The 25,875-nt window shown below is 43.9% G+C and carries 21 protein-coding genes, 1 other RNA gene and 1 riboswitch; of the genes, 4 read left to right on the top strand and 18 right to left on the bottom strand.

Annotation, left to right across the window (positions count from 1 at the left end):
• Positions 1-6: 6 nt before the first annotated feature.
• On the bottom strand, positions 7-1,914 hold the full coding sequence (glgB, locus tag AC0YN6_RS12490; protein ID WP_475747166.1) for a 1,4-alpha-glucan branching protein GlgB: 1,908 nt from the start codon (positions 1,912-1,914) through the stop codon (positions 7-9).
• A 412-nt stretch (positions 1,915-2,326) separates the two neighbouring features.
• Between glgB and AC0YN6_RS12485 the strand changes: the two genes are divergently transcribed.
• Positions 2,327-3,220, top strand: a complete 894-nt coding sequence (locus tag AC0YN6_RS12485) for a helix-turn-helix domain-containing protein (protein WP_475747165.1) — start codon at positions 2,327-2,329, stop codon at positions 3,218-3,220.
• Between the two features lie 2 nt (positions 3,221-3,222).
• On the opposite strand, the gene helD is transcribed toward AC0YN6_RS12485, so the two are convergent.
• Positions 3,223-5,550, bottom strand: a complete 2,328-nt coding sequence (gene helD, locus AC0YN6_RS12480; RefSeq protein ID WP_475747164.1) for an RNA polymerase recycling motor HelD — start codon at positions 5,548-5,550, stop codon at positions 3,223-3,225.
• Positions 5,551-5,737: 187 nt separating this feature from the next.
• Positions 5,738-5,782: riboswitch (PreQ1 riboswitch) on the top strand.
• 9 nt (positions 5,783-5,791) lie between these two features.
• On the opposite strand from helD, the gene AC0YN6_RS12475 reads away from it, so the two are divergent.
• Positions 5,792-6,517, top strand: a complete 726-nt coding sequence (locus AC0YN6_RS12475) for a queuosine precursor transporter (protein WP_475747163.1) — start codon at positions 5,792-5,794, stop codon at positions 6,515-6,517.
• Positions 6,518-6,612: 95 nt separating this feature from the next.
• Here the strand turns inward: AC0YN6_RS12475 and AC0YN6_RS12470 are convergent, their stop codons facing one another.
• On the bottom strand, positions 6,613-8,931 hold the full coding sequence (locus tag AC0YN6_RS12470; protein WP_475747162.1) for an alpha/beta hydrolase: 2,319 nt from the start codon (positions 8,929-8,931) through the stop codon (positions 6,613-6,615).
• A complete protein-coding gene (locus tag AC0YN6_RS12465; RefSeq protein WP_475747161.1) occupies positions 8,922-9,710 on the bottom strand; it encodes an ABC transporter ATP-binding protein in 789 nt (262 codons plus the stop codon). The genes AC0YN6_RS12470 and AC0YN6_RS12465 overlap by 10 nt, the downstream gene beginning before the upstream one ends.
• Positions 9,711-9,869: 159 nt before the next feature.
• Between AC0YN6_RS12465 and AC0YN6_RS12460 the strand changes: the two genes are divergently transcribed.
• Positions 9,870-10,499, top strand: coding sequence for a GTP pyrophosphokinase (locus AC0YN6_RS12460; protein ID WP_475747160.1), 630 nt, complete (start codon positions 9,870-9,872; stop codon positions 10,497-10,499).
• 171 nt (positions 10,500-10,670) lie between these two features.
• On the opposite strand, the gene AC0YN6_RS12455 is transcribed toward AC0YN6_RS12460, so the two are convergent.
• The 3 genes from AC0YN6_RS12455 to AC0YN6_RS12445 are packed head-to-tail and all read right to left on the bottom strand — an operon-like array spanning position 10,671 to position 11,861.
• Entirely contained in the window at positions 10,671-11,087 is a 417-nt protein-coding gene (locus AC0YN6_RS12455; RefSeq protein WP_475747159.1) for a DUF4190 domain-containing protein, read from the bottom strand.
• A gap of 6 nt (positions 11,088-11,093) precedes the next feature.
• A complete protein-coding gene (locus AC0YN6_RS12450) occupies positions 11,094-11,306 on the bottom strand; it encodes a DUF1540 domain-containing protein (RefSeq protein WP_475747158.1) in 213 nt (70 codons plus the stop codon).
• Between the two features lie 54 nt (positions 11,307-11,360).
• Positions 11,361-11,861: a YpuI family protein gene (locus tag AC0YN6_RS12445; RefSeq protein ID WP_475747157.1), complete on the bottom strand. Its 501-nt coding sequence runs from the start codon at positions 11,859-11,861 to the stop codon at positions 11,361-11,363.
• A gap of 182 nt (positions 11,862-12,043) precedes the next feature.
• On the opposite strand from AC0YN6_RS12445, the gene AC0YN6_RS12440 reads away from it, so the two are divergent.
• On the top strand, positions 12,044-13,891 hold the full coding sequence (locus AC0YN6_RS12440; RefSeq protein ID WP_475747156.1) for a S8 family peptidase: 1,848 nt from the start codon (positions 12,044-12,046) through the stop codon (positions 13,889-13,891).
• Positions 13,892-13,961: 70 nt separating this feature from the next.
• Here the strand turns inward: AC0YN6_RS12440 and rnpB are convergent.
• From rnpB to recO, 11 genes are all read right to left on the bottom strand, one after another.
• Positions 13,962-14,368, bottom strand: an RNA gene (gene rnpB / locus AC0YN6_RS12435) — RNase P RNA component class A.
• A 77-nt stretch (positions 14,369-14,445) separates the two neighbouring features.
• Positions 14,446-15,567 (bottom strand): Nif3-like dinuclear metal center hexameric protein, encoded by a 1,122-nt coding sequence (locus AC0YN6_RS12430; protein WP_475747155.1) that lies wholly within the window; start codon positions 15,565-15,567, stop codon positions 14,446-14,448.
• Positions 15,534-16,316, bottom strand: a complete 783-nt coding sequence (locus tag AC0YN6_RS12425) for a tRNA (adenine(22)-N(1))-methyltransferase (protein ID WP_475747154.1) — start codon at positions 16,314-16,316, stop codon at positions 15,534-15,536. Before AC0YN6_RS12425 ends, AC0YN6_RS12430 begins: the two co-directional genes overlap by 34 nt.
• Positions 16,316-17,152, bottom strand: a complete 837-nt coding sequence (locus tag AC0YN6_RS12420) for a hypothetical protein (protein ID WP_475747153.1) — start codon at positions 17,150-17,152, stop codon at positions 16,316-16,318. The genes AC0YN6_RS12425 and AC0YN6_RS12420 overlap by 1 nt, the downstream gene beginning before the upstream one ends.
• A 123-nt stretch (positions 17,153-17,275) precedes the next feature.
• Complete coding sequence (gene rpoD / locus AC0YN6_RS12415; RefSeq protein ID WP_053376806.1) at positions 17,276-18,406, bottom strand: RNA polymerase sigma factor RpoD; 1,131 nt, start codon at positions 18,404-18,406, stop codon at positions 17,276-17,278.
• A gap of 18 nt (positions 18,407-18,424) precedes the next feature.
• Positions 18,425-20,278, bottom strand: a complete 1,854-nt coding sequence (gene dnaG / locus AC0YN6_RS12410) for a DNA primase (protein WP_475747152.1) — start codon at positions 20,276-20,278, stop codon at positions 18,425-18,427.
• A gap of 41 nt (positions 20,279-20,319) precedes the next feature.
• Positions 20,320-20,790, bottom strand: a complete 471-nt coding sequence (locus tag AC0YN6_RS12405) for a YaiI/YqxD family protein (protein ID WP_475747478.1) — start codon at positions 20,788-20,790, stop codon at positions 20,320-20,322.
• Between the two features lie 80 nt (positions 20,791-20,870).
• Positions 20,871-21,686: a pyruvate, water dikinase regulatory protein gene (locus AC0YN6_RS12400; RefSeq protein ID WP_475747151.1), complete on the bottom strand. Its 816-nt coding sequence runs from the start codon at positions 21,684-21,686 to the stop codon at positions 20,871-20,873.
• 27 nt (positions 21,687-21,713) lie between these two features.
• Positions 21,714-23,795, bottom strand: coding sequence for a glycine--tRNA ligase subunit beta (gene glyS, locus AC0YN6_RS12395; protein WP_475747150.1), 2,082 nt, complete (start codon positions 23,793-23,795; stop codon positions 21,714-21,716).
• The gene (gene glyQ / locus AC0YN6_RS12390) at positions 23,788-24,675 is read right to left on the bottom strand and encodes a glycine--tRNA ligase subunit alpha (protein ID WP_475747149.1); all 888 of its coding nucleotides are present in this window, start codon (positions 24,673-24,675) and stop codon (positions 23,788-23,790) included. The genes glyS and glyQ overlap by 8 nt, the downstream gene beginning before the upstream one ends.
• 416 nt (positions 24,676-25,091) lie before the next feature.
• On the bottom strand, positions 25,092-25,835 hold the full coding sequence (gene recO, locus AC0YN6_RS12385; protein WP_475747148.1) for a DNA repair protein RecO: 744 nt from the start codon (positions 25,833-25,835) through the stop codon (positions 25,092-25,094).
• Positions 25,836-25,875: the final 40 nt, after the last annotated feature.

The following is a 25,875-nucleotide window of genomic DNA, read 5'->3' as shown; positions in this document are numbered from 1 at the left end:
TCCCTCTCATATTGTGGTCCCCGGATCTAAGCTGAAGATCTGGATTGTCAGGGGGGGTAAGTGAATCATAATGCTCTGATTGTGACCGTGCCAAGCGACGTTTTCACTGCTGTAGCATTGCTTTACTTGTGTGTCCGTACCGCCATATTGCTTGTCGTTACTATTTATAAAAGAGCAATAAGAACCAGGCTCTGGAACACCGATACGAAACGGCTTGTAATCATTTCTAGAGAAATTTGCAATCACGATGGAGAAATCAGAATTGCCGCGGCGGATAAAGGAAATAACAGATTGTGCTGAATTATTTACATCAATCCATTCGAAGCAATCCGCCTCACTATCTCTCTCCCAAAGCGAAGGCTGATCGAGATACATATGATTCAATGATTTCACATAATAGTGCATGCTGTGATGCAAATCGTACTCAAGCACCATCCAGTCCAGCATGTCGGCGTCCTTCCATTCATCGAACTGCCCCCATTCGCTGCCCATAAATAATAGCTTCTTCCCGGGATGAGTCATCCAAAACCCGTAAAATAACCGTAATTGCGCGAATTTTTCTTCATAGCTGCCAGGCATTTTGTTTAACAATGAGCGTTTTCCGTGTACAACTTCATCATGGGATAGCGGTAGAACGTAATTTTCTGAAAAAGCATATAGGAGTGAGAAAGTAATGAGATGGTGATGATATGGACGTGCAGCCGGATCCAGCGCCATATAGCGCAGCATATCGTTCATCCAGCCCATATTCCATTTAAAATTAAATCCGAGGCCGCCTTTGTAGGTTGGTGATGTAACAGCGGGCCATGCGGAAGAATCTTCTGCGAGCATCAAAGTATCGGGGTAATAATGAAACACTGTTTCATTGAGCTTCTTTATGAAGCGGAGAGCATCTAGGTTGTCAGGGCCGCCGAGGTAGTTGTATGTAAACATTTCAGGCGGTTTGTCCATATGTAAATTGATCATGCTGGCGACAGCATCAACACGCAAACCATCAATGTGGAATAAATCCATCCAATAAATTGCATTGGATATAAGAAAGCTAATAACTTCTTTTTTCTCAAAATCAAAAGATAACGTTCCCCAAAGCGGCTTCTCCGCACGATTGGCATCCGCACCTTCAAAAATAGGCGTCCCATCAAAAAGACGCAAGCCATGATCATCCTTGCAAAAATGTCCAGGCACCCAGTCCAAAATTACACCGATTCCAAATTGATGGCATTTGTCCACAAATTTCATTAGCTGCTTCGGTGAGCCATAACGACTCGTTGCTCCATAAAAGCCTGTAATTTGGTAGCCCCAGGATTGATCTAATGGATGTTCTGAAAGTGGCATAAGCTCGATATGCGTATAGCCCATTTCAGCTGTATAAGGAATCAAATCGTCTGCCAGTTCCTCATACGTATAATAATCCTCTTTGCCTTTGATTTTCCACGAGCCGGCATGAACCTCATAAATGAGCAATGGACTGGTGTAGGGAGGAAGCTCTCGCTTCTTACGCTGCCATTCTTCATCTGCCCATTCATAGCCGCCAAGTTCCGTGACAATGGAAGCTGTTCCCGGTCGCCTTTCAGCAAAAAAAGCATACGGATCGGCCTTTCTAATCGTTTTGCCTGCGGGTGTCACAATCTCGTATTTGTACAATTCGCCTTCACCAATACGTGGTACAAACAAGGTAAAAATACCCGTCGTACCAATCCGTACCATAACATGACGCTTGCCAATCCATTTATTGAATTCCCCAATGACACGAACGTCTGCTGCGTTCGGTGCCCACACTGTAAAGCGAACACCTTTTATACCGTCCATTTGGACAAGATGAGCACCCATAAAACGGTAACTATGGTGCGAGCTCCCTTCGTTGAATAAATATAAATCTTTAATGGATAATCCGATAGGTGCCGTTTGAACCATTCTTGGTTTCACCCCTTGTTGGATAATCAATGTCCAGTACGATATTCATCGATAAACAAATTACATTAACCACATTATACATGGTTTTGAAAAAAAACACAGTTGTTTTCATAGATTCCTACAATACCATTGCTAAGTTTAGATCATTCTAGCTGTCCTACAATAGTATCGGGAAACCGAATTAGAATAAAGTCTGCTGTAAGAGTGTTACAGCTGGTTAAGTTTCAACTAATGACATTATGCACCAAATAGGTATACATACTGCTATCAAGTTTAATTAATTAAACTCATTTTTCACTTTTTAATCATTCGCCAAAGTTTCATAATCATTGACTTGTTTGTTAAGTCCGTCTATTTTATACTTTTACTTTATTACGAGGTAATGGAATGGGCTTAAGAGGAGTGTTCCGTATTGTCGATTTATAGTCAGATTTTCCAATTAATGAATCAGCCGATGATTCTAATGAGCCAAAACGATCAAGAGGTACGCATCGTGGATACGAACCTAGCTTTTCTAAGGTTATCTGGTTATTCACTTCAAGAGCTGCAATCCAAAAAGAGCAGCTATTTGCTACATAAATATCAAATCAACATTAGGCACCCAGTTATGAAGAGCGAAGTCATTATTTATACGAAGCTAAAACGGAAAATTTCTGTACGGATTGATCTACACCCGTTGCCGAGAAGCAGTGATGAAACACACCACCACGCTTTTATCATATTCGAGGATTTAACTCCTTACAAGTGGATCGAGCAACAATCACAAATAAATAAAATATTGATTAGCGGAATTATAGACAGACATCACCATGTTTGGTTTCTAAGAGACAATCTATCTCCCTTTATGACAGAATCTTACCAACAAATGCAACACGAAACGCTGCTGCAATTCATTGCCGATACAGATCATGGGAAAATACTCAACATTATAAAAGAAGCCCATCTGCTAAAAAAAGAAAGAAGCATTACCCTTAGAACGAGCAAATTGGACGGGGTCGAGTTTGAATTGTCCGCCTCATTCACTCCTATTATCGATGGGTTTGGAGATGTATCGGAGTTTGCTTTCGTCATTTGGGATATGCGTCCTGTAGATGACAAGATAGAAGCCTCGATGAAGCTTCGAATATGGATGGCTAAACGAGATATAACCGTCGGTTACCTCTCCTCTTTAACTGGGATTTCCATTCAGACGATTTCCAAGCTGCGAAACGGAAAAATTTTGAAGCCCCAAAGACTCACAGCAGAGCTGATTGCTTCGGAGCTTCAAGTGGACGTTCATGAAATATGGTCAGAGATTAGAAGGTAAAACTAACGGACAAAGGCGGTGAGCTCCTTCGTATGGAAAAGATGGAGCTCATGCATCGCTCTCGTGCAAGCTGTATAAAATAATTTTCTTTCGCTTTCACGCCCATAATATTCATTGCTTGCATTGCTGATTACAACAGCATCAAACTCGACACCTTTGGCTAAATACGAAGGAATCACAATGATCCCTTTCTCAAACGTCACGGTTTCTTTCTCCACAAGGCGGAGTTTAGGGAAGTACGACTGCAATGAAGCATACATACGTTTGCTTTCTTCCGCCGTTTTGCAAATGACTGCAATCGAATGATATCCACTCATAACCAGCTGGTTAATTCGGTCCTGAATGCTGCTCACGAGCTGAATATCATTCTCCACTTTAGTTATGGTTGGCTCAGCACCGTCTCGATTAAAAGCCTCAATTTGATCGCCACCTTCAATCATCCGACTCGTAAATGCCACAATCGGTCTAGTTGAGCGATAGCTTCTTGTTAGTACAATCTTCTCTGTTTCTTCCTCACTGTAAAGCTCCGACAATGGCTCAAATCCATTTCCTGTCACTGCATGTGCAAATATAGATTGATTTAGATCTCCGAGCACACTCATTTTACAATTCGGAAAAATACGCTTTAAATAATGATATTGAAATGGTGAATAGTCCTGTGCTTCATCAATAAATAAATGTTTAACCAATGTGTTTGTTTGAAACCCTTCTAGCTTTTCCTTTAAATACAAATACGGTGTTGCATCCTCGTAATAAATTTCTTTATTATCTAGTTTTGCAATCGTTTGTTCGCTAATTTCTTTCCATTTATCAGGAAGATTATATTCACTTTTCTCAAATATTTCTAACCTATTCGCGTCATCCTCGAATATACGCTTATAAATGGCCGGCACATCCAAAAACATTAAACGCTTCACTCTTCTACGGAGCTTTTTGAATTTCTGCTGCACTACCATTGCTGCTAAATAATCTCTTTCTGCGTCAAAATCATTAAAGGAATTTCCCGCGAAATGTTTCTTTTTCTCGAGATCTTCAAATGCTTTCACATAGGCTTCTTGATCAAGCAGCTCAATCTCATCTTGAACCCAGTCCTGTTCGCGTTCCTCGCGGCTTAGTCTCGTCAGCTCTCTTAGCATCCATTCCGATGTAAAGCGCATACGATTGCCAATTGAGATTGAACGATCATGCGAATAAAATTGCTCTGCGATTGCTGATGCTGAAATTAAGGTGCGGCCCTTAAATGTTACCGACTTAAAGGCGAGGCCCGATTCACCTAGCTCAATTGCATAACGATCGATTAAATGCATAAATAAGAGGCTTGATTTATAAGTAATAGCAGCAATCCTAGCATCATAGCCTTGTTCCTCAACAGCTGCCAGCGTATATTCCATCTGTGAGAAAGGGTCTTCCAGCGCAAACGTTTGGCCTAGTCGGTGCTCCAAATACTGCTGATACGTCGTTTGCTGCATATTTTGCTCGCCAAGCTCAGGCAGCACCGTTGCCACATAACTGTTGAACATTGGATTAGGAGAAAACAAAACGATTTGATTGGCATTTAACCAACCGCGATAACGGTAAAGCAGATAGGCAACACGTTGGAGAGCTGCAGATGTTTTCCCGCTTCCGGCAGCGCCTTGTACGATGAGAAGTCTTGCACTTTCATTACGAATAATACGGTTTTGCTCACGCTGAATCGTAGCTACAATGCTCTTCATTTGGGCATCAGACTGCTTGCCTAGTACTTCCTGAAGCAGCTCATCACCGATTGTGACGCCTGTATCAAACATGCTGCGAATTTGGGCATCACGTATTATAAATTGACGCTTGAGCGACATATCGCCCGCGATTGACCCGCTTGGTGTTTCATATTTCACAGGTCCAGGACCATAATCGTAATAAAGACTTGATACAGGCGCGCGCCAATCGTAGATCAGGTACTCATCGCAACTTTCATCCAGCAGAGAGCCTACACCTAAATAGATCGCCTCTGATTCCGCTTGGCCTTCCTCTTGCACATCAATTCTTCCGAAATAAGGGGAATGCTCCAGCTTATAAAGTGTTTTCAGCTGTTCTTCCGCGTGCCGATGACTTCTTTCTCGCTCTGAGAGCACTTCTGCTTGCTGCTTCATGCTAGCATGCGATTCTGCTGATTCAGCCACATCCTCGAAATTAAGTGTTACATCATCCCAGAAATTACGCCGAATATCAACGATATCCTCGCGCATACCGCTAATTTGACCGCTAAATTGTTCTATGCGAGTGCGAATGATATCCGTCACTTCTTTTACACGCTGCTGCTCTTGCTCCAGCTGATCATTAGAATTAGTCACAATACCACCCCTTAGCTTATTAGTAAGGTTAACCAAGTCTTTGGCATACCATGTTTTAAAACGTATCATCCATTTTACCATCTTCTGTCGTCCAATTGATACAGCTTTGAAAAGTTATTGCCCCGCTCCATAGAAGCGTTTATAATGACAAAGGCAGAAAAACAAGTCAACATACACATCAGTCATACTATTCGCGGTTCGAAAACTCCCGCGTTAACAAAACTAGGAGGAAACATGCAATATGTTTAATTTATGGTTCGGTGCGATCTTCATGCTCGTGCATTTTTCGTTATTTCTTCTTTCCTATCGTTTTTTTGGTCGGATCGGCATTTATGCTTGGATCGGCATGGCGACAGTGCTAGCTAACATTCAAGTTGTGAAAACAATCGACATCCACGCTTTCGGCATGATCATTGCAATTACGCTCGGCAACACGATGTACGGCACAATTTATTTAGCCTCAGACCTACTTAATGAGAAGTATGGTGAGAAAGCAGCCAAAAAAGCGGTTTGGTTCGGTTTCTTTACACTTATCACTACGACCATTATTATGCAAATGGCACTTCTGTTTAATCCTTTAAACGAAGAGTTCCCGCTTCAGGTTCAAGGCGCTATGGAAACCTTATTCGGGTTAATGCCACGAATTGCTTTAGCGAGTTTATGTGCTTATTTTGTCAGCCAATTCCTAGACGTCAAAATTTATTCGACATTAAAGCGATTGTGCCCTGCTCCGAATCAGCTTTGGATTCGCAATAATGGAAGCACTGCAGTCAGTCAGCTTGTTGATACTTTTATTTTTTGCACCATTGCTTTCGCAGGTGCGCCAGGATACGACAGCAAGCTTTGGCTCTCCATTTTTCTGTCGACTTATGTCATTAAATTTATCGTATCGATTTGTTCAACACCATTCTTATACGCAGCAAGAAGCTTTACCTTTAAAGATGAAAAGGAAAGCGCAGCGAGCTAAGCTATTTCATAAGCCAAGGACGCTGCATATTCATATAAAGCTGTAAAAGCGGGATGCCTTCTGCCAGGCATCCCGCTTTCTTATTTTATCCTTACTTATGACATAAATCCGATATCATCAAGCATTACTTTACCTGGGCCATTGACGAAACGAAACGTAATTCGGCTAATCTCATCTGCTTTGATCGATAATACGTCAGAACTGAATAGCTCAAGCGGCAGCATATAGGTTTGAAATACAGGTTCAGTAGACTCCTTATATTTTTCCTCCTTTACGCGTTCCTCCAGCCACGGAATTGACATAAACGCTGTGTATGTTGGCGGAGCCACCGGCATAACCTCGTCCAGCACCAGTTCTCGGCTCTCCCCCTCAGTCGTAGTCAGTTCGATTTCAATGATTGGAAGCGGCGGCTGCTCGGGCTCCGCTACAGCATCATTTGACGATGCTGCCTTTTCTTCTTTTTCGATCAAATCACGCTCAAGATTTGCCATCGAGAATACTAGGTTGCCATCCGCTAGTGCGGCAGTTTCCTCGTTCGTTTTTGCAGTAATATCGAGTGCATACTCCGCACCAGGCTCAGACCATGCAAGCTCGATCCCTTTCGTACCTTTACTTTTCCCGTCACGGTCCTCAGCAGAAGCAATTTTCCACTCCGTCATTCCTGTAACACTGGCTTTGCCGCCGCCCTTAAGCGCATTTTTTTGCCTTCCGTCGTCATACCGAGTAATCTCATTGAACTCGGAAGATTCATAACGATTTGAATAAGCGGTATCCGGCAGCCAAGCTAATCCAGATCGATAATCTTCAAAAAGAGGCCTGTAGCCCGTTTCTCCGAGCAAGGTTGCTTGCAAGAAAGCTGATACATACACCTTGGAAATTTGACGCTGTTCGGCAGCTTTCAACAAATTTCTTCGATTTAAGAACAAACCTCCAGGTGGACGCTCATCCATTCTTCCCCAGTCTGAATTGAACTGACTATGATTGGCATCCGCAATATACAAAGCTGCCTTAAATTGATCTGATCGCTCTTCAAACTTCGTTCTGCTGTACTGGCGATCACCATAAAAATTGTTCACATCAGCATCTCTCGCACCTTGAAGCGTCAAATAATTAACATCAGTCAAGCGAGCAGATTTATCATCAACTTGCTTATCCGTTGGTGCTATTGCAACTACAGATTCGATATCAATCTCGTTTAGACTTTCCAATGATTTATCTTCTTTAAACCATCGATCTGCATCAGCTGCCATAGCAACGGCTTGTCCACCCCTGGAATGTCCGATCAAAGCGACCCGTTTGATATCTACATGTCCGCTGAAGGGATTTCCTTCTTCTTCACTGAACGTTTTAATTTGCTGCAAATGCTTAAGGAGTACCCAAGCTCGCACCTTCATATCATTATTCGGAATACCTGACCACACGGAATAGTTCAAGAAATTTTCATCCACTGAAACAGCTATTATCCCTTGACTAGCAAGCAGCTCTCCTAAATAACGATAACCCGCATCAGAGAAATCCTCCATGAGATGATTGCCATGAACGATGAGTGTAATCGGAAAAGGTCCTTGACCCTCCGGCATCCATACACGGCCATTCAAAGGCAAAGCATGCTCATCGAATCCCCAAAACCTCGTTTTCAGTGCTGACCACTTCGAAATATATGCTGAAGCATCAACCACAGATGACGTAACATCAACCTCATCTCCAAAAATCACTCTATGCTTGTCCAGGCCGCTTCCATAACTGAACGTTTGAAAATTCAATGCCCCGAGCTCTGCTGGATTCGCAGCAGTCATCGTCGTCACATGATCGGAATTAACATCCAATTGTACATCCGCTCTTTGTGACTCTACTGCGTAACCAGGCCAATCAACGACCACATATCCCACAGCTGCAGCTGAGGCTGTTCCAAGCACTAGGACTAACTTGCCCCAGCGCTTTATTTTCATTTTCGAAAGGCCGCCCATTAGGAATCCTGCAACAGCGCCTGTTACCGTGAAAGCTAGCGCTATAATAGCCGACATGAGAATGCCCAGCTCGGCAAAATATAAAATCAAGTATGTCTCTATTGTCGCGTATGTCCATACTGCTGCAAATCTTCTTGGAATCGGTATATACATCATATTAAATACGAATGATAACAATATCGCTGATATACTCATAGCGGCAATATTAAGAATCAAAAAAATAAGTATATCAATAGCTGTACCTAATCCTGTTGGCATGCCTAACGCTGCAGTCACTATAGCAAATGAAGCGAATAACGCTGTGCTCCCAGTAGCTATACGTGATACATAGTGGTCTCGTTCATTCCTCAGCACATATCGACTGCTTAACCAAGTTTTCGTTTTTTTCAATCTGCTCGATTTCGGAGGCTCTGGCTGCAGCTGCGGTTCTTGCAGCACTAATTCCATAAGTCGCCCTTAACAGATAGCCAGTTTCGCCCCTCACGCCGCTCGATATCTACTGCTACTCCAAAAAACTTACTCATCACTTCAGATGTCAGTACATCAGAGGTGTTATTAGCCGCAAATACTTCCCCGTCCTTAATTAACAATGTTTTTGTAAAGCAAGGTAAAATCTCTTCCACATGATGGGTAACATAGATAACGGTTGGAGCATTCTCCCCCGAAGCTACAGCAGCAACCATTTGCAGCAGCTGCTCGCGTGCAAATACATCGAGACCCGTACACGGCTCATCTAATATTAGCAGCTTTGGCGAAGCCATTAGCGCTCTTGCAATTAATACACGCTGCTTTTCTCCTTGTGACAACGTGTTATATGAACGGTCCATAAAGGCCGTACATCCAAGCGACCTCATTAAAGCTTCAGCTTGGCTCAAATCCTCCGAATCCGTTTGATCATATAATCCAATGGTGGCAAACTTGCCGCTAAGTACCGTTTTTATTGCAGTCTCAGATCCATACAGCTTCTGCTGCAGCGATGTGCTCACCCAGCCAATACTTTTACGAAGCTCGCGTAAATCAAATTCACCAAATTTATTGTCAAGTACCGACATGCTGCCATCGGATGGCCATATATAACCATTGATCATATTCAACAGCGTTGTTTTCCCGGAGCCGTTAAGACCAAGCAGACTCCAATGCTCACCTTTACGCACTTTCCAATTTATATGCTGCAGTATTTTATTATTGTTTTGTTCCCATGAAACGTTCTGGATGTCTATCATCATTGTTAACTCTCCCATCAGTTTACATTTGAGCTGGCTATAAAATTTGACTTGGCATATAATATCGACCATTATAATAATACAACGATTCTCACCTTGTCGAAACCGTTCAACGTACTAATTACACATATATATATTTGTTATATCAGGAGTGATTTGCATATGAAGACGAATCAATTAAAGCAATGGGCTCATTTTTTTCTAACTTATAAATTTGCGCTTGATGCCGTAGAAACGAAACTTAACATTTTAAATGAAGAATTTCAATTTATTCACGACTACAATCCAATCGAACATATGAAGACCCGAATTAAAGCGCCGGAGAGCGTCATGCAGAAGCTGCAGCGCAAAGGGCTGCCGATTACGCTTGAGGACGCAAAAGAGCATATCCGTGATATTGCCGGTGTTCGCGTCATCTGTTCCTTCTCTACAGACATTTATCAAATCGTTGATATGATTAGCAAGCAAAGTGATGTTCGTGTCGTTGAGCTGAAGGACTACGTGATTAATCCGAAGCCCAATGGCTATCAGAGTATTCATTTACTTATTGAAATACCTGTGTTTCTAACAGACCGTACAGAAAATGTTCTCGTTGAAATACAAATTCGTACGATCGCCATGGATTTCTGGGCTAGTCTCGAGCATAAGATCTATTATAAATTTAATGAACAAATTCCGCCACACATACAGCAGCAGCTCAAAGGCTCTGCCGACATGATTCATTTGCTCGATCGAGAGATGCTTGCTTTGAATGTAGAGGTGCAGAAGCATCGTGAGCAAGCACTCAAATAAACGTAATCCAGCTCGCATGAACATACTAAGATCGAAATGGATAACCATATGTACTTCTTAATGCAAAATGACCATCCAATTTCAAAGCAATTGGATGGTCATTTTTTTATTATTATGAGTGATTAATTCCAAAGAAACGTTGTTGCTGCGTATCGGACATTTTTTTGTGTGTTAGGTTATTGCGTAATAAAGAGGTACGATGATTAAATTTAATGCTAAAGCAATAGCTCCGATCGCCATAGACCAACCGCCAAGCCCGCGTGCGCCTTGTCGGTAAGCCATATAGCCAAGTACGGCTGCAGTAGCACCCATCAATACTGGCCATATGAACCAAGACGCAATTGCAAATACAAGCGCTACCCAGCCTAGCGCATAGCCGCCCGAATGGGCATCTACTCGCTCTTCACTTTCCTCATACCGGTCTTCTCTCCGCCCCGCATGTACTACAGGATTGCTGACTGCAAAATCAGCAGCCATTTCTTCATTCGCATCAATCAAGCTATCTGTCCCCACAACTGGATGGCTTGAACGTTCTGATCGATCTCGATTATCCAACAATAATTTATTATCGTCATCATATTCACCCATCGATCATCACTCCTTCGGTTTAAAGGTAAGACAGCATGTTGCTCCTGATTGCTCAGCTTGATCCTGATGAAATAGTCCAAGGTCATCTCCGGCAAACTCTTCATTTAAATTGGCGCCTGCATGTTGATCGATTTCGATGTTGATTGCACTAGCTCCACAATTGTTGCCTTCTTTCCAGAAGCTGCAGTTAGCGACACTACAAGACACGCCTTTTGGCATAAAAAAATCACCTCCACTATCAAGTTTCCCTGACCGAAGGTGATTCATTCTGCCTTATTTTTGTCCTTGCATACGACGCTGAGTCATGTAGTCATTTTCGTAATACGCCAACTCATCACGCAGCTCCTCGAATACTTTAGAAACGTTAAGTACGATACCGCGCGAATCACGATTCGGTTTAAAACGGAAACGAATCGCATCCTGACCTGTATATGCGTAACGGCCATCTTCGGAATAACATTCGTTTTTCGGGTAGAAAAACGCGCTTACGCATTGATGATAAACTTCATACAGCACGCGTTCTGCATAATCTGTATCGAAATTGGGGCGTCTGAGCAATACACCCAGCTTTTCAACCGAGACTTCAGAAAACACCAATAAATGTCTCAAATCAGATAGTAGGCCTTTGTAAAAATTATGTGCTTCTTCTCCATCATCTTCGCTGGTTAATTGGATCAAGGAATTGTTATTAAGAAACGGTTCAAGTTGACTTAACGCATCCTTTAGCTTTGTGCGAGTTGATTCCGTTAGTGCTTTGACGTTAGCAGTTGCCATATAGGTAGTTCCCCTTTCATAATCCAGACACACATAAATCTACAATCATAACTATCGTACCACAAATTACAATTAAGTGGTACTGGCGATTAAACGATTCGCTCGCATATTTTCCGCCTTGGAATCCGAACCTACTCAGTAGACTTAGCTCGAATTTAGAACGATCAATGGAGGTTTCCAGCATGCAAAGAAAATGGATTGGCGGCCTTACAATTTTAGCTTTAGCCGCGCTGTTAATACCAATGACACCAATGTTTTCTCCAAAGGAGGTCGAAAAGACGCCAAAAACGTCAAGCTTCTCCACTAAGCGTGAGCAAACCCTCAAAATTTCCGCGCTGCAGTCGGACATGAAAGGAACTGCTATGTTATGCTCAACCGAATGCTCCAAAGATTTTCAGAAGTTGATGAACTCAAGTATGGGCTCCAAGCATGAAGCGGATCAACACATTAAGCAAATGATGCATGAACATATGCACATGTCCTACATTAGCTGGATCTCAGGTAAAAGAAGCGTGAACCGCGGAACCTTGCCGCCAACTGAAAATAACCAAGTTCAAACTTATGTAGCTGATGCCAAATCACAAGTAAGTAAAGGAGCGAGGTTTGAATCTCCTTCATTTACTGCTAAAAATGGAAGCCGCTATATGGTGCTGGGAGTGCCAGACTCCAAGCACAGCGGTATTGGTGTTGTTGGCGTCATCAAGCAAGACATTTTGAAATCAGTGGAACAGCATCAAATGCGCAACCTTAGACTTGTTCCATACCCTGCAGAAGGTAATTACAAAATTGAATCAGTGAAGCCGAATTCTACAAAGGATACAACAGTTCGCACCGGTGAGGACAATGGGAATGCCAGCCACTATCATGTTCGTGATGTCGTTGTTCATTTCGTTAAGCCGCTTTCGACTAACGAGCTTGAACGAGTAAAACGTGATATTAATGCTGAGTCAGTTAAACATGTCGGTGATACTTTTATCTTCCGCTCCAGAAATATGGAAACTGAGCAGCTCGTTCAATATTTCAAGAAAACTTGGAATACAGAATATACGGAGCCTCATTACTTATATTTGACGAACGAGACTTCAGCAGCAATCGTTCCAAATGATGCACTGTATTCTGAATATCAATGGAATTTGCCTTCAATTGAAACGGAAAAGGGCTGGGGTATAAATAAAGGCAGTGACAAAGTCATTATTGCCGTGCTTGATACAGGTGTTCAAAGCAATCACCCTGATCTAGAGGGTAAACTTATCAAAGGCACCAATATCGTAGATGAGAATGCTGCACCGGATGATGATGTTGGCCACGGCACGCATGTGGCTGGAATTATTGGCGCTAAGGTAAACAATAATGAAGGAGTTGCAGGGGTCTCTTGGTACAATAATATTATGCCTGTCAAAGTTTTGGACAGCAGCGGCGCGGGTTCAACCTATTCCGTTGCACAAGGCATTATTTGGGCAGTTGATCATGGTGCCAAAGTAATTAATATGAGCTTAGGCAACTATGCTCAGGCAGATTTTCTACATGATGCCATTAAGTACGCATATGAGCATGATGTCGTTATGATCGCAGCCAGCGGCAATGACAATACGGATCGCCCGGGTTACCCGGCTGCTTATCCGGAAGTATTTGCTGTAGCTGCCACTAACAGCAGCAAGGAAAAAGCTTCTTTCTCTAATTACGGTGATTATATTGACGTTGCAGCTCCTGGAGACAGCATCGCAAGCACCTATCCTGGCAGTCAATATGCAGCATTGTCAGGTACATCAATGGCAAGTCCGCATGTTGCAGCTTTAGCTGGTTTGATTCGTTCCGTCAATCCGAAGCTCACTAATGTTGAGGTTATGGAGATAATGAGAAAATCAGCCATTGACTTGGGAACAAAAGGAAAAGACGACTATTTTGGCTACGGTGAAATCGATGTTGACAAAGCACTGCAGGCCGCATCGAAATTCGGAGGCGCATTGCAAACCTTTCCCGATCAAGTGAAAAGAAGACTGGATCGAATTGCTATTAAATACGGAAAATAACATTCAGCAAACAACAATAAAGCACCCATCGCAAGCGATGGGTGCTCTTTGTTTTTGTTGTATAAATCGTGCGGAAAGTTTGTCGTAAGCCGGGTTCTGTACTTCTGGTGGTTCAAACGGGAACGACCCTCCCACGATGAAGCGACAATCATCTATCTAGGCCGCACATTGCTATACGGCTCCAGCAACCAACCCGGACGCGCCTCAGGCTAAGGCTGCAGCTTAGGGGCTGCGGCGTCCTCTCGGTCTTGCTCCAGATGGGGTTTACCAGGAACATAGTCACCTATGCTCCTCGTGGTCTCTTACACCACGGTTCCACCCTTACCTGTTCCGGCTAAAAGCCGGCCATCGGCGGTCCATTTCTGTGGCACTATCCTTCAGCTCGCGCTGACTGGACGTTATCCAGCATCCTGCCCTGCGGAGCCCGGACTTTCCTCTCGCGGCAACAAGGCCGCCAGCGATTGTCTGTCAAACTTTCCGTGGCATCGTTAAGTATACAAGGTATTTCGATAAAGCTCAACCCTGAAAGAAATACCAATTCATATTTAATTATTTTATACGAAAGTAAACGGCTCTGTATTCAAGGAAGAAGCTATCGCTGTTGTTTCATATTTACTGCTTGTAAGCTGTTTATTAAGCCAATCGGCTACTTGCTGCTTCATGACCTTTTCTATGTTATGACCTGGGTCAATAATCGTCATTCCCGCTGCAAGCGCATCATGAGCCGTGTGATAATCTATATCTCCGGTAACAAGTACATCAGCACCCGCAAAGACAGCATGGCGAACATATTTGGCACCAGCCCCCCCGAGTACAGCAGCTTTGCGTATTACAAGGTCAAGCGGTCCTACGACTCGAACAGCAGGAACATCGAATATTTGCTTCGCCTGCTCTGCAAGCTCGCCAAGAGTTATTGGCTCAGCCAACTTGCCGACTCGTCCCAAACCGAATGAGCGGCCCTTCAAATCAACCGAATAAAGGTCATAAGCTACTTCTTCATAAGGATGTGCTTTAAGCATCGCCTGAACCGTTTTGCGATGCACGCTGTGAGGGACAATCGTTTCAATTCGAACTTCCTCAACACGCTCGAGCTTTCCTTGAGCACCGATGAAAGGATTTGTGTTAGGTCCAGGAATGAATGTACCAGTTCCCTTTATGTTGAAGCTGCAGTTGCTGTAGTTTCCAATCTCGCCCGCTCCTGCGCGCCAAATCGCCTCTTGCACTTGTTCATGATGACTCTCAGGAACGAATACAACAAGCTTGTACAGCTTGTCCGTATGAACTTCCTCCAAGCACTGACGCGCATCCGGCACGATTCCAATCAGATCTGCAAGCCAATCATTAATACCGCCGTCAGCTACATCAAGATTAGTGTGCGAAATATAAACGGCAATGTCGTTTTTAATTAGCTTCTCATACAAGCGACCTGCAGCTGTTGACGTATCCAGCTTTGCTAAAGGACGATAAATGATCGCGTGATGAGCAATAATCAGCTCAGCCCCTTGATCAATCGCTTCATCAACAACAGCATCCGTTACATCCAGCGCTACGAGGATCTTCTTGATCGGCTTATTTAAAGTACCAAGCTGCAGACCAATTTTATCATTCTCAACCGCATAATGTTTAGGAGCAAGCTGCTCCATTAACTGGATAACGGTTTGTCCATGGGCAAGCATTGCAAAACCTCCTCAATTATGTTCATCTCCGCAAGAAATTGTTCTCGCTTCACCGCTGATTCCGCAAGCTCTGAACCCGCAAGCTGGTCACAAATACGCTCTAGCTTGTTCAGCTCATGACGCCATTTTTTGATGAGAACTGGCTGAGGCTCTCGCAGCAAGTGAGGACCCATTTGCTTCAATATGCCAAATAATTGGTCCGTCTCTAGATCAGGCTTCAAGAAACGGCCATCATACAGTTCATTATTACGAGTTTTTGCATCTTCCGTACGAATAGCATGCAAAACCTCATAAATTTTACCATCTTCTTCAAGGATGCTCTCTGCAGATAAATACCAATTATGTTTCAAAAGCCATTCTCTTACGACCTCTTCACCTACATTAGGCTGCAGCACGAGCTCTACGACCCCTTCTAGCTTGCCAGCCGCATATCCAGCCTCTAAGATGTCACTCATCAAGCTGCCGCCCATACCGGCAATTGTGACTGTATCAGCCTCACCAGGCGAAAGCACGCTCAGACCATCACCCTGGCGTATCGTCAAACGTGAAGAAAGTCCTGCTGCTGCCCCTTGCTTCTTAGCCGCTTCGTAAGGACCACGATTCAGCTCGCCTGCAATCGCAGAAGGGCATTTATCCAATTGGAGCAAATAAACCGGAAGCATGGCATGATCTGAACCGATATCAGCAACACGCGACCCCATAGTAACATAATCCGCAATCATCTGCAGACGTTTTGATAGCTTTAACATTATACAATCCACACCATCCATTGTTTTCGCATTGAAAATAATATTCCGCCGCCAACTGCTATTTTAACAATTAGCTGCATCTGCAACAAGATCGCATCATTGACAAACATGATTGAATACAGCTCAGGCATAAACCAGACGAGTGCGCACGTTGCAAAAAGCACCGCAGACACAGGCTTAGACCAGCGGTGCACAAACCAACTGCTCCAGCCAAACAAACATGCGATCGGCAGCCAGTATAATTGAACCTCATACCATTTTGAATCCACCATAAATTGTGACAACAACCACGCATAAACAAGAATAGCTGCAAGCCACCCGCTTAAATGCAGAGCAGGTATACGAGCTTTTATTCCGTATATCACCCAGAAGAGCGAACAAAAGCCAAGTAAGCCTGTTTTCCAGCCCCATTGATCGATACCATGCACATTCAACATGTACAATCCACCACCCAATAAGAGGAGCATTCCCGTACTTGTAACGGCTAAACCAGCTGACTCATTACGACGCCGAAGCCGCTGCCCAGTACATAGAAAAATAGCTGCTGCACCGACTACAACAGCCATTTGCAATAACGGATGAAATTCGTTAAAATAAAGCACAACAAAGGAAATTAAGGTAAAAGTTCCAAATGTAAGGAGCCACTGCATACCTGTTGCTCGTTGAACAGCGGCTATTGCTTTTCCTACTGTATGATGCTGTTCTTTGGTTATTTGGATCGTATCTTGATCAGCATATAAATTCAGCAGAAAGTCACAATATTGATCTGGCAGAAGCTTGCTTCGGCGCCAGTGATCAATTTCTTTGACAATAATTTGCCGACGATCCTGATTCATAGAATTCCGTTATCCTTCCGGTTTCGAGTTGCATGTACTCAAGTCATTATGTATGAGGCTTGCACTTTAGAAAAAAGACCTCGCTGCAAGAGCAGAAAGGTCAATATATCTATCATAAAGTTTTTATTCGAGGAAATCCTTCAACCGCTTGCTGCGGCTAGGATGACGAAGTTTGCGAAGAGCCTTGGCCTCGATTTGACGAATACGCTCACGCGTAACCCCAAACACTTTGCCAACCTCCTCGAGCGTTCTCGTACGTCCATCATCAAGACCGAAGCGAAGACGAAGAACATTTTCTTCTCTTTCGGTCAATGTATCGAGTACATCCTCAAGTTGTTCCTTAAGCAGTTCGTATGCGGCAGCATCAGCTGGAGCAAGCGCTTCTTGATCTTCAATGAAGTCGCCCAGATGGGAATCATCCTCTTCCCCGATAGGAGTTTCCAATGATACCGGTTCTTGAGCAATTTTCATAATCTCGCGAACCTTTTCTGTGCTAAGCTCCATCTCTGCAGCAATTTCCTCCGGTGTCGGTTCGCGTCCAAGTTCTTGGAGCAATTGGCGTGATACCCGAATCAGCTTATTAATCGTTTCCACCATATGAACCGGGATACGAATGGTTCTAGCTTGGTCAGCAATGGCACGAGTAATCGCCTGACGAATCCACCAGGTTGCGTACGTACTGAATTTAAAGCCTTTTTGATGGTCAAACTTCTCCACCGCTTTGATCAGACCCATATTACCCTCTTGAATCAAGTCAAGGAACAACATGCCTCGGCCTACATAGCGTTTTGCAATACTAACAACAAGGCGCAGGTTCGCTTCCGCAAGTCTACGTTTTGCTTCCTCATCACCATTCTCGATGCGCTGTGCAAGCTCAACCTCATCATCCGCAGAAAGAAGCGGGACCCTGCCGATTTCTTTTAAATACATTCGTACCGGGTCATTAATCTTAATACCCGGCGGCAAAGCAAGATCATCGTCAAAGTTGAAGTCGTCCTGTTCGCGCTCTTGCTCTTCCCCTTGGGCAGCGAGTGGATTTTCTTCGTCGTTTTCGTTCAGTACCTCAATCCCAAAATCATCGAGCTGTTCGAAAAATTCATCAATTTGCTCAGGGTCTTGATCAAACGGAGCCAACTTATCCATAATTTCTTTATACGTCAAAGATGACCTCTTCTTGCCTTGTTCAATCAGTTGATCCTTCACATGATCCAATTTTTGTTCGGTATCTAGTTCAGTATGTTGATCATTCGCCATGTTCCGACTCCCTCCCCCCTAGAAACGATCTTCCTGTCGTCCTTTGAGCTGTCTCTCTAGGGTTATAATCTCACTAGCTATTTGTGCTGCTGCCAAAAAATCTCCAGTACGCTCAGCACGCACCATTTCTTCCTTCTTGCGTTCAATATCACGATACTGCGGAACTTTAATAATGTCATGGATATATGCGTCCATCGTCGTATCATCGAACGGAAAATCTCCGTCCATCATCAAAATCGATGCTGCTGTGCGTTCTAATCGGTCATCGTGCAGCGTTGCAATAAAGCGGCTGACATCCGGATCGTAGCCTTGAGCAAAATAAGCATATAAATAAGCAGCAAGAGCTGCGTGATCCTCTACATTAAACGCATCACCGAGTCGTTCATGAACCGCTTGCGCTACATCTCGATCCCTCATCATAACATGCAGCAACCTTCGTTCTGCATGAGTGAAAGCGGGCATAAGAGTAGGCGGTCCAGACTTTCGGGGCTTTTCATTTCTACCATTATTCCACGAATTGTCGTTATTATCCCCTTGCGGTTTCTTTTTTTGCAGCTCCTGTCTGATTTGATGACAGTCCTGTTTCAAAGCATCCAGGGAGATATCGAACTCACGGGAAATTTCTTTCAGGTAGACCTCGCGTTCTGTTGATGAATCAAGCTCTGCAACAATTTGCACTGCCTCAAGCAAATAATTCTTTCTGCCTTCTTCTTTTAGCAGTATATGGTTTTTCCTTGAATATATAAGCTTAAATTTTGTTACCGATACCGGCTGATCCATAATCTCTCGCAAGAAGTCTTCTGGACCATATTCGCTTATATAATCATCTGGATCCTTACCTTTCGGAAGCATCGCCACCGATACTCTAAGACCTGCGTTCTCAAGCATTGGAATTGATTTGAATGCGGCTGCTTGTCCTGCATCATCACCGTCATAACAAACGATAACTTCTTCGGCTTGTCGTTTTAGAATTGCGCAATGCTCATCTGTAAGTGCCGTTCCCATTGTCGCGATTCCGTTCTTCACGCCAGCGTTCCATGATTTAATGACGTCCATGTAGCCTTCAAACAATACGACCTGCTTGCTCTTACGAATAGCTGGCCGCGCATAATGCAGGTTGTAAAGTGTTCTGCTTTTCGTAAACAGCATCGTTTCCGAGGTATTCAAGTATTTCGGCTGTCCTTCGCCTATAATGCGACCCGCAAACGCGGTAGCTTTGCCGTCTCGATCCCATATGGGAAACATAATGCGATTACGAAACCGATCCACATACCCGCTCCCGTCAGATTTAGCTGAAAGCAATCCGCCTTTTTCCATCAATGCCAGATCAAATCCTCGATTCGTCAAAAAACGAGCCAGCAAGTCCCACTCTTCAGGAGCATAACCAATCATAAAATGATCAATTAGCTTATCACTGAGTCCGCGATCCCGCAAATATTGTTTTGCGGTCTGTCCTTGTTTAGTGTTATTAAGCACATGATGATAAAGCTTAATCGTAAGCTCATGCGCTTCAATGATCTTGGCTCGGTCTGCATCATGCGGCGTAGATTTCGACCCATCGGGCGAAGCCCAAGTGATGGGCATTCCTGCATCCATCGCCAACACTCGAACGGCTTCAGGAAAGGAGTAACCTTCCATTTCCTCGAAAAAACGAATAACGTTGCCGCCCTTACCGCAGCCGTAGCAATGGTAAATTTGGAGCTCCGGCGTTACTGTAAAAGAGGGAGTCTTCTCCGAATGGAACGGACATAACCCCTTCATATATTTGCCGTGCTTCGTGAGATGAACATATTTCCCGACCGTCTCAACGATGTCATGATGCTTGCGAACCGCATCAATAACCTCTTCCGGTATTTTATTACCGTATGTCATCGTTCATCACCTTCATCCTAGTTACACGTAAATAATATTCGCTATACGTCATGGTTCTCCTGCTCATTTCGCAAAACTTTTGTCAGCTTTTGTAGAAAGCGGGTACGATCGTCATTATTCATCGCTTTCGGACCTCTTGTTTTGCCTCCGGTACGTCGACGTTTCGCAAGCTCATGCCTGCGTTCCATCAAATAATCAATGTTCTCATCGGAATATTGTTCTCCGCGAGGAGACAATACGATAGCGCCTTTGCCGATCGCTATGCACGCCAGTCCAAAATCTTGTGTAACGACGATATCTCCACGAGCAATATGGTTCACAATATATAGATCGACAGATTGATTACTACGATCCACCTGAACAATATCAACACCTGGCTGCGGCTCCAGCCGATGGTCATGAGAAGCGACCATAAGCACACCAACAGAAAAGAGTCTTGCCGTTTCGCTAATTTCCATTTTGACTGGACATGCATCCGCGTCGACCACAATGGTAGGTTTCACTTGACGAATAGAAAATCACCGCTCGATTTCAAATTCTTATCCTATACTATTATATACGGCATTACTCCAAAAAATCCTTCCACATGGCTCTAAGACGTACGAACATATTCCATAATCAAGCTTGCTGTTTCTTCAACAGCACGATGCGATACGTCAATAACAACACAGCCTAGCTGTTTCATAATAGTATCTGCATATAACAGCTCCTTTTCAATACGATCAGGAGTCGCATAGGATGCATTATTCGGCAACCCCAATGCTTTAAGACGTTCTTTCCGAATCGTATTCAAATAAGGAACCCCTATAGTTAGCCCAATTACTTTCCTCTTTGGAAGCTTAAACAATTCGTCCGGAGGTTTAAGCTCCGGCACTAACGGCACATTAGCAACCTTAAACTTCTGATGCGCAAGGTACATGGATAAAGGAGTTTTCGACGTTCGTGATACACCAACAAGCACGATATCTGCTTTTAGAACTCCCGATGTATCTCTCGCGTCATCGTATTTTACCGCAAACTCAACCGCTTCAACCTTCTTGAAATAATTTGCGTCCAGTACATGATTGAGACCAGGCTCCTGACGAGATTTACGGCCCGTCCGCATCTCCAGCGTTTCAATGAAAGATCCCAAAAGATCGATCGCAGCAACGCTGTAAGCCTCAGCAAACTTTCTCATGCTGTCGCGAAGATTAGGTATAACGAGTGTGTAGATCACGATCGCATCTACTTGCTTAGCCTGCTCGATAATTCGCAATAATCCAGCTTCCTCTGTAATAAAGGGAGCTCTGCGGATATCTGTTTGGAGTGGATGAAATTGCGCGATTGCCGCACGTACAACAAGCTCCCCTGTATCCCCAGCTGCATCGGAGACGACATAGACGATTACTTCGGGATTAGAACGAGACATGAACCATCATCCTCCTAACTGACTCGATTACCAAACGAGCTTCGAGAAATCAGCGATGATCGCGATGTCCTCTGCGATACCGGCAAGTGTTGACAATCGGTTCGCACGAACAGCTTCATCTGGCGCCATAACCATAACGTTCTCAAAATAACTATGAATATAAGGCTTTAATGATGATAAAGATTGTACAGCTTTTGAAATATCTCCACTATCAGTCGCAGCAAGGAATGCTGGACGCTGTTTTAGCCAATTTTCGTAAAGATCTGTTTCCACTTGTTCTGCGAACAAAGCAGGATCAACCGTTACAGCTGTCGCTTTAGAGCCCAAATTGCTGACTCGGTTAAATTGTTCTACCGTCTGCTTAAATTCTGTATGATCATCGCCAGCTGCCAAGGCTTGAACGACTCCAGCACGTTCAATCGTTGATTTCAAATCAGTAAAGCCCGAAGCCATAACTGCATCTACAACATCATATCGAACGCCTTGCTCAGACAACACATTCTTAACTCGAAGAGCAAAGAAATCGGAAAGATCTTTGCGAATATCAGAAGCGTCACGCTTCAGACCGCGGCTCTCATGAATGGATAGAGAAGCATCATACAAATCATTTAATTGCAGCTTTAAGCCGTGGGCTAAGATGATTTGAACGATACCGGCAGCTTGTCTGCGCAGTGCATAAGGATCTTGCGAGCCAGTTGGGATAATGCCGATTGAGAAACATCCAACAATCGTATCGATTTTGTCGGCTAAGCTTACAATAGCTCCAGTCAATTCGGATGGGGCTAAATCACCAGCAAAGCGAGGCTGATAATGCTCATTAATGGCTTTCGCCACTGATGTGCGCTCTCCTGCTTTAAGAGCGTAATCTTCCCCCATAATGCCTTGCAGCTCCGGAAATTCGTATACCATTTGGGATACAAGATCGAATTTGCATATATCGGCAGACCGGCTAATATCGCTCGAAATTTGCTCATCAATAAGCAAATGCTTGCTTAAAAGGTCTGCTGTCGCACGAATACGTCTTACTTTGTCAGCGACCGAGCCTAGCTCCTCGTGGTATACGATATTTTCAAGCTTGGAGAGAGCATGCTCAATCGTCAGCTTATGATCCTCTTCGTAGAAAAACTTTGCGTCCGAAAGTCTAGCGCGCAGCACTTTCTCATTACCTTTTGCGACAAGCTCAATCGATTTAAGATCTCCATTGCGTACAGTTACGAAGTACGGCTGCAGCTCGCCTTCCGTGTTGAACACTGGGAAATAACGTTGATGCTCACGCATCGATGTAATAAGAACCTCTTGCGGTATGTTAAGAAATGCTGGATCGAAACCGCCAATCAATACGTTTGGATATTCAACCAGAAATACAACCTCTTCCAGCAAATCTTCCTTGATTGCAATTTCCCAGCCTTTTTCTTTCGCTAAGCGATCGATCTGAGCAACAATCAGCTCTTCTCGCTCGCTAACATCTACAAGCACATTTTGCTCACGCAAACGCTCAACATATTGTGCAGGTTCCAAAATGGTAGCATCCTTGCCAAGGAAGCGATGCCCGCGTGTAACGTTCCCCGTTTTTACATCCGTAATCTCAAATGGAATAACGTCTTGACCGAACAATGCTACTAACCAGCGGATTGGTCTTACAAAGCGAAGCTCGTGAGTTCCCCAACGCATATTTTTCGGGAAAGACATCGACGTAATCAGCGACAGCAAGCCATCTGGCAAGACAGAGGCCGTAGCTGTACCAATACTGCTTTTGTTAGCATATACGTATTCTACGCCAGCTAGCTCTTGGAAATACAACTGCTCGGGATCAACGCCTTGACTTCTAGCAAACCCAAGTGCAGCTTTACTCCAGTTCCCTTGATCATCCTGAGCAATTTTACGCGAAGGCCCTTTGGCTTCCTCGTTCATATCCGACTGCTTCTCTGCCACATCCTTGATAAGAACAGCAATCCGGCGAGGTGTAGCATATGCATTTACCTCTCCGTGCTCGATTCTTGAATCTGACAGCCATTTCACCGTTTTATCCTTAAGCTGGTTCATAGCACCGCGTACGAACCGAGCAGGCACTTCCTCAAGTCCAATCTCAAGCAATAAATCTCTAGTCATGCTGCTCCACTCCTTTCTTCAGCAAAGGGAATCCAAGACGTTCTCTTTCCTCGTAATAAGTCGATGCGCAAGCACGCGCTAAGTTTCTTACTCGCGTAATATAGCCCGTTCTTTCGGTGACACTTATTGCACCGCGCGCGTCAAGCAAGTTGAACGTATGCGAGCATTTCAATACGTAATCGTAAGCAGGGAACACGAGATTATGCTCCATCGTTTTTTGAGCTTCTTGCTCGTACATGTTAAACAGCGAGAACAACATCGCTGTATCCGAAGTTTCGAAAGTATATTTCGAATGTTCGTATTCTGGCTGTTTGAAGACGTCTCCGTAAGTTACTCCCTCAACCCATTCCAGGTCAAATACATTCTCTTTTTGCTGGATATAAGAAGCAAGGCGCTCCATACCATATGTGATTTCTACAGCAACAGGATTAGCATCAATGCCGCCCACCTGTTGGAAATATGTGAATTGCGTGATTTCCATGCCGTCCAGCCAAACTTCCCAGCCTAGACCCCAAGCGCCTAGTGTCGGTGACTCCCAGTTATCCTCTACAAAACGAATGTCATGTTCTAGTGCATCAATGCCTAGTTGCTTCAAGCTTTCCAAATAAAGTTCCTGAATGTTGTCAGGCGATGGCTTTAGGATTACTTGAAATTGATGATGCTGATATAGACGGTTCGGGTTTTCACCATAGCGACCGTCCGCAGGACGACGGGAAGGCTCCACATAAGCAACATTCCAAGGCTCAGGACCAATCGAACGTAGAAATGTCATAGGGTTCATCGTTCCTGCACCTTTTTCCACATCATAAGGCTGTACTAGAATACAATTTTGTTCCGCCCAGAATTGTTGCAGCGTCAAAATCATTTTTTGAAAATTCATTACTGACCCTCTCCTTCGTCTTCTGTTTTCTGTCCGATAATGCGAAGCAGGCAAAGCCGTTTATACGCAAAAAACTCCCGTCTCTACGCCTGCTCCCAGACGTAGGGACGAGAGTTATAATCCCGCGGTTCCACCCTACTTGGTTCACTCCTTACGAGCAAACCCTCTTTGCTTTCATACGACTCCGGAGTGCCTTTTCATCGTTTTGTCCATCCGGGCTTTCACTACCCCCAGCTCGCTAATAATGTCAACATAAACGATTACTCTCTCCATCAATGCCCAATATTCATATTGCATTATTTTATGCTTCTTTATGCAAATTGTCAAACTTGTGTCTAAAGTAACTGCTCATAACGATTAGTGAGCACGAATTTCGTCTCCATGAGCTCATCATCAGTTCATTTCATGAAATAACACTACATAAGCTTATCCAGCTGATCGAGGAAGTTACGCGATTTCAATTGTAAACCTAAATGAGTGTCCATTAACTTACGCATGGAAAGCTTTAACTCAGCTTTCGTCTCAGGTTTAACTTGAATGGAGCCAAGCCTTCTCATATCCATTTTGCGGAATAATCGAAGAAGCTTATACGCACCCTCGCCCAGTTGAACGGCATGCGGGTCTTTTCCAGTACATCGCGAGCATAATATTCCTCCTGTATAAGGAGAAAGTTTAAATGGACCAATTACATTACCGCAGCTCACGCATTCATCCAACTCTGGCGCATAGCCTGATAAATCCAATATCCGCATTTCGTAGAGATGAGACACAATTTGCGGATCTTTGCCCTCTTGAAATGCGGAGAGGCAAGCTTTTAGCTGTTCAAAATGAAAACCAGTCGCCTCATCGTCCTGCAATGAGCGATCAGTCAGTTCACATACATATGATGAATAGGCCGCCAAATCTAGCTTCTCACGCAAATCATGGTGAGATTCAATAATCTCACCATGATTAAGCGTGCCAAGTCCGCTGCTTCTGAAATAAACGAACTCTCCATATGTAAACGGCTGTGCGAGTGAAGAATGCTTGCTCTTCACTTTTTTTGCGCCTCGTATTAGTACTCCCGCTTTACCGTTTGTCTTCGTGAGCAGTGTAACAATTTTATTGCCTTCCCCATAGTCCATGCTTCGCAGAACTATCCCCTCGACACGATGCAACATAGTTCAAACTCTCCCCTGAAAGCAGAAACGTATGTTCACC

Source organism: Paenibacillus sp. J22P15 (genome assembly GCF_056269345.1).
This window is presented reverse-complemented; position numbering and strand designations above follow the sequence as displayed.

What these genes read in the sequence shown, in the direction of transcription:
- AC0YN6_RS12420 (WP_475747153.1), bottom strand. Translation starts at nt 17,152, where the DNA reads ATGAATCAGGATCGTCGGCAAATTATTGTCAAAGAAATTGATCACTGG.
- AC0YN6_RS12460 (WP_475747160.1), top strand. Translation starts at nt 9,870, where the DNA reads ATGAAGACGAATCAATTAAAGCAATGGGCTCATTTTTTTCTAACTTAT.
- dnaG (WP_475747152.1), bottom strand. Translation starts at nt 20,278, where the DNA reads ATGACATACGGTAATAAAATACCGGAAGAGGTTATTGATGCGGTTCGC.
- recO (WP_475747148.1), bottom strand. Translation starts at nt 25,835, where the DNA reads ATGTTGCATCGTGTCGAGGGGATAGTTCTGCGAAGCATGGACTATGGG.
- AC0YN6_RS12425 (WP_475747154.1), bottom strand. Translation starts at nt 16,316, where the DNA reads ATGTTAAAGCTATCAAAACGTCTGCAGATGATTGCGGATTATGTTACT.
- glyS (WP_475747150.1), bottom strand. Translation starts at nt 23,795, where the DNA reads ATGACTAGAGATTTATTGCTTGAGATTGGACTTGAGGAAGTGCCTGCT.
- AC0YN6_RS12400 (WP_475747151.1), bottom strand. Translation starts at nt 21,686, where the DNA reads ATGTCTCGTTCTAATCCCGAAGTAATCGTCTATGTCGTCTCCGATGCA.
- AC0YN6_RS12450 (WP_475747158.1), bottom strand. Translation starts at nt 11,306, where the DNA reads ATGCCAAAAGGCGTGTCTTGTAGTGTCGCTAACTGCAGCTTCTGGAAA.
- AC0YN6_RS12465 (WP_475747161.1), bottom strand. Translation starts at nt 9,710, where the DNA reads ATGATGATAGACATCCAGAACGTTTCATGGGAACAAAACAATAATAAA.
- AC0YN6_RS12475 (WP_475747163.1), top strand. Translation starts at nt 5,792, where the DNA reads ATGTTTAATTTATGGTTCGGTGCGATCTTCATGCTCGTGCATTTTTCG.
- glgB (WP_475747166.1), bottom strand. Translation starts at nt 1,914, where the DNA reads ATGGTTCAAACGGCACCTATCGGATTATCCATTAAAGATTTATATTTA.
- glyQ (WP_475747149.1), bottom strand. Translation starts at nt 24,675, where the DNA reads ATGAATTTTCAAAAAATGATTTTGACGCTGCAACAATTCTGGGCGGAA.
- AC0YN6_RS12445 (WP_475747157.1), bottom strand. Translation starts at nt 11,861, where the DNA reads ATGGCAACTGCTAACGTCAAAGCACTAACGGAATCAACTCGCACAAAG.
- AC0YN6_RS12440 (WP_475747156.1), top strand. Translation starts at nt 12,044, where the DNA reads ATGCAAAGAAAATGGATTGGCGGCCTTACAATTTTAGCTTTAGCCGCG.
- AC0YN6_RS12430 (WP_475747155.1), bottom strand. Translation starts at nt 15,567, where the DNA reads ATGCTTGCCCATGGACAAACCGTTATCCAGTTAATGGAGCAGCTTGCT.
- AC0YN6_RS12470 (WP_475747162.1), bottom strand. Translation starts at nt 8,931, where the DNA reads ATGGAATTAGTGCTGCAAGAACCGCAGCTGCAGCCAGAGCCTCCGAAA.
- AC0YN6_RS12455 (WP_475747159.1), bottom strand. Translation starts at nt 11,087, where the DNA reads ATGGGTGAATATGATGACGATAATAAATTATTGTTGGATAATCGAGAT.
- rpoD (WP_053376806.1), bottom strand. Translation starts at nt 18,406, where the DNA reads ATGGCGAATGATCAACATACTGAACTAGATACCGAACAAAAATTGGAT.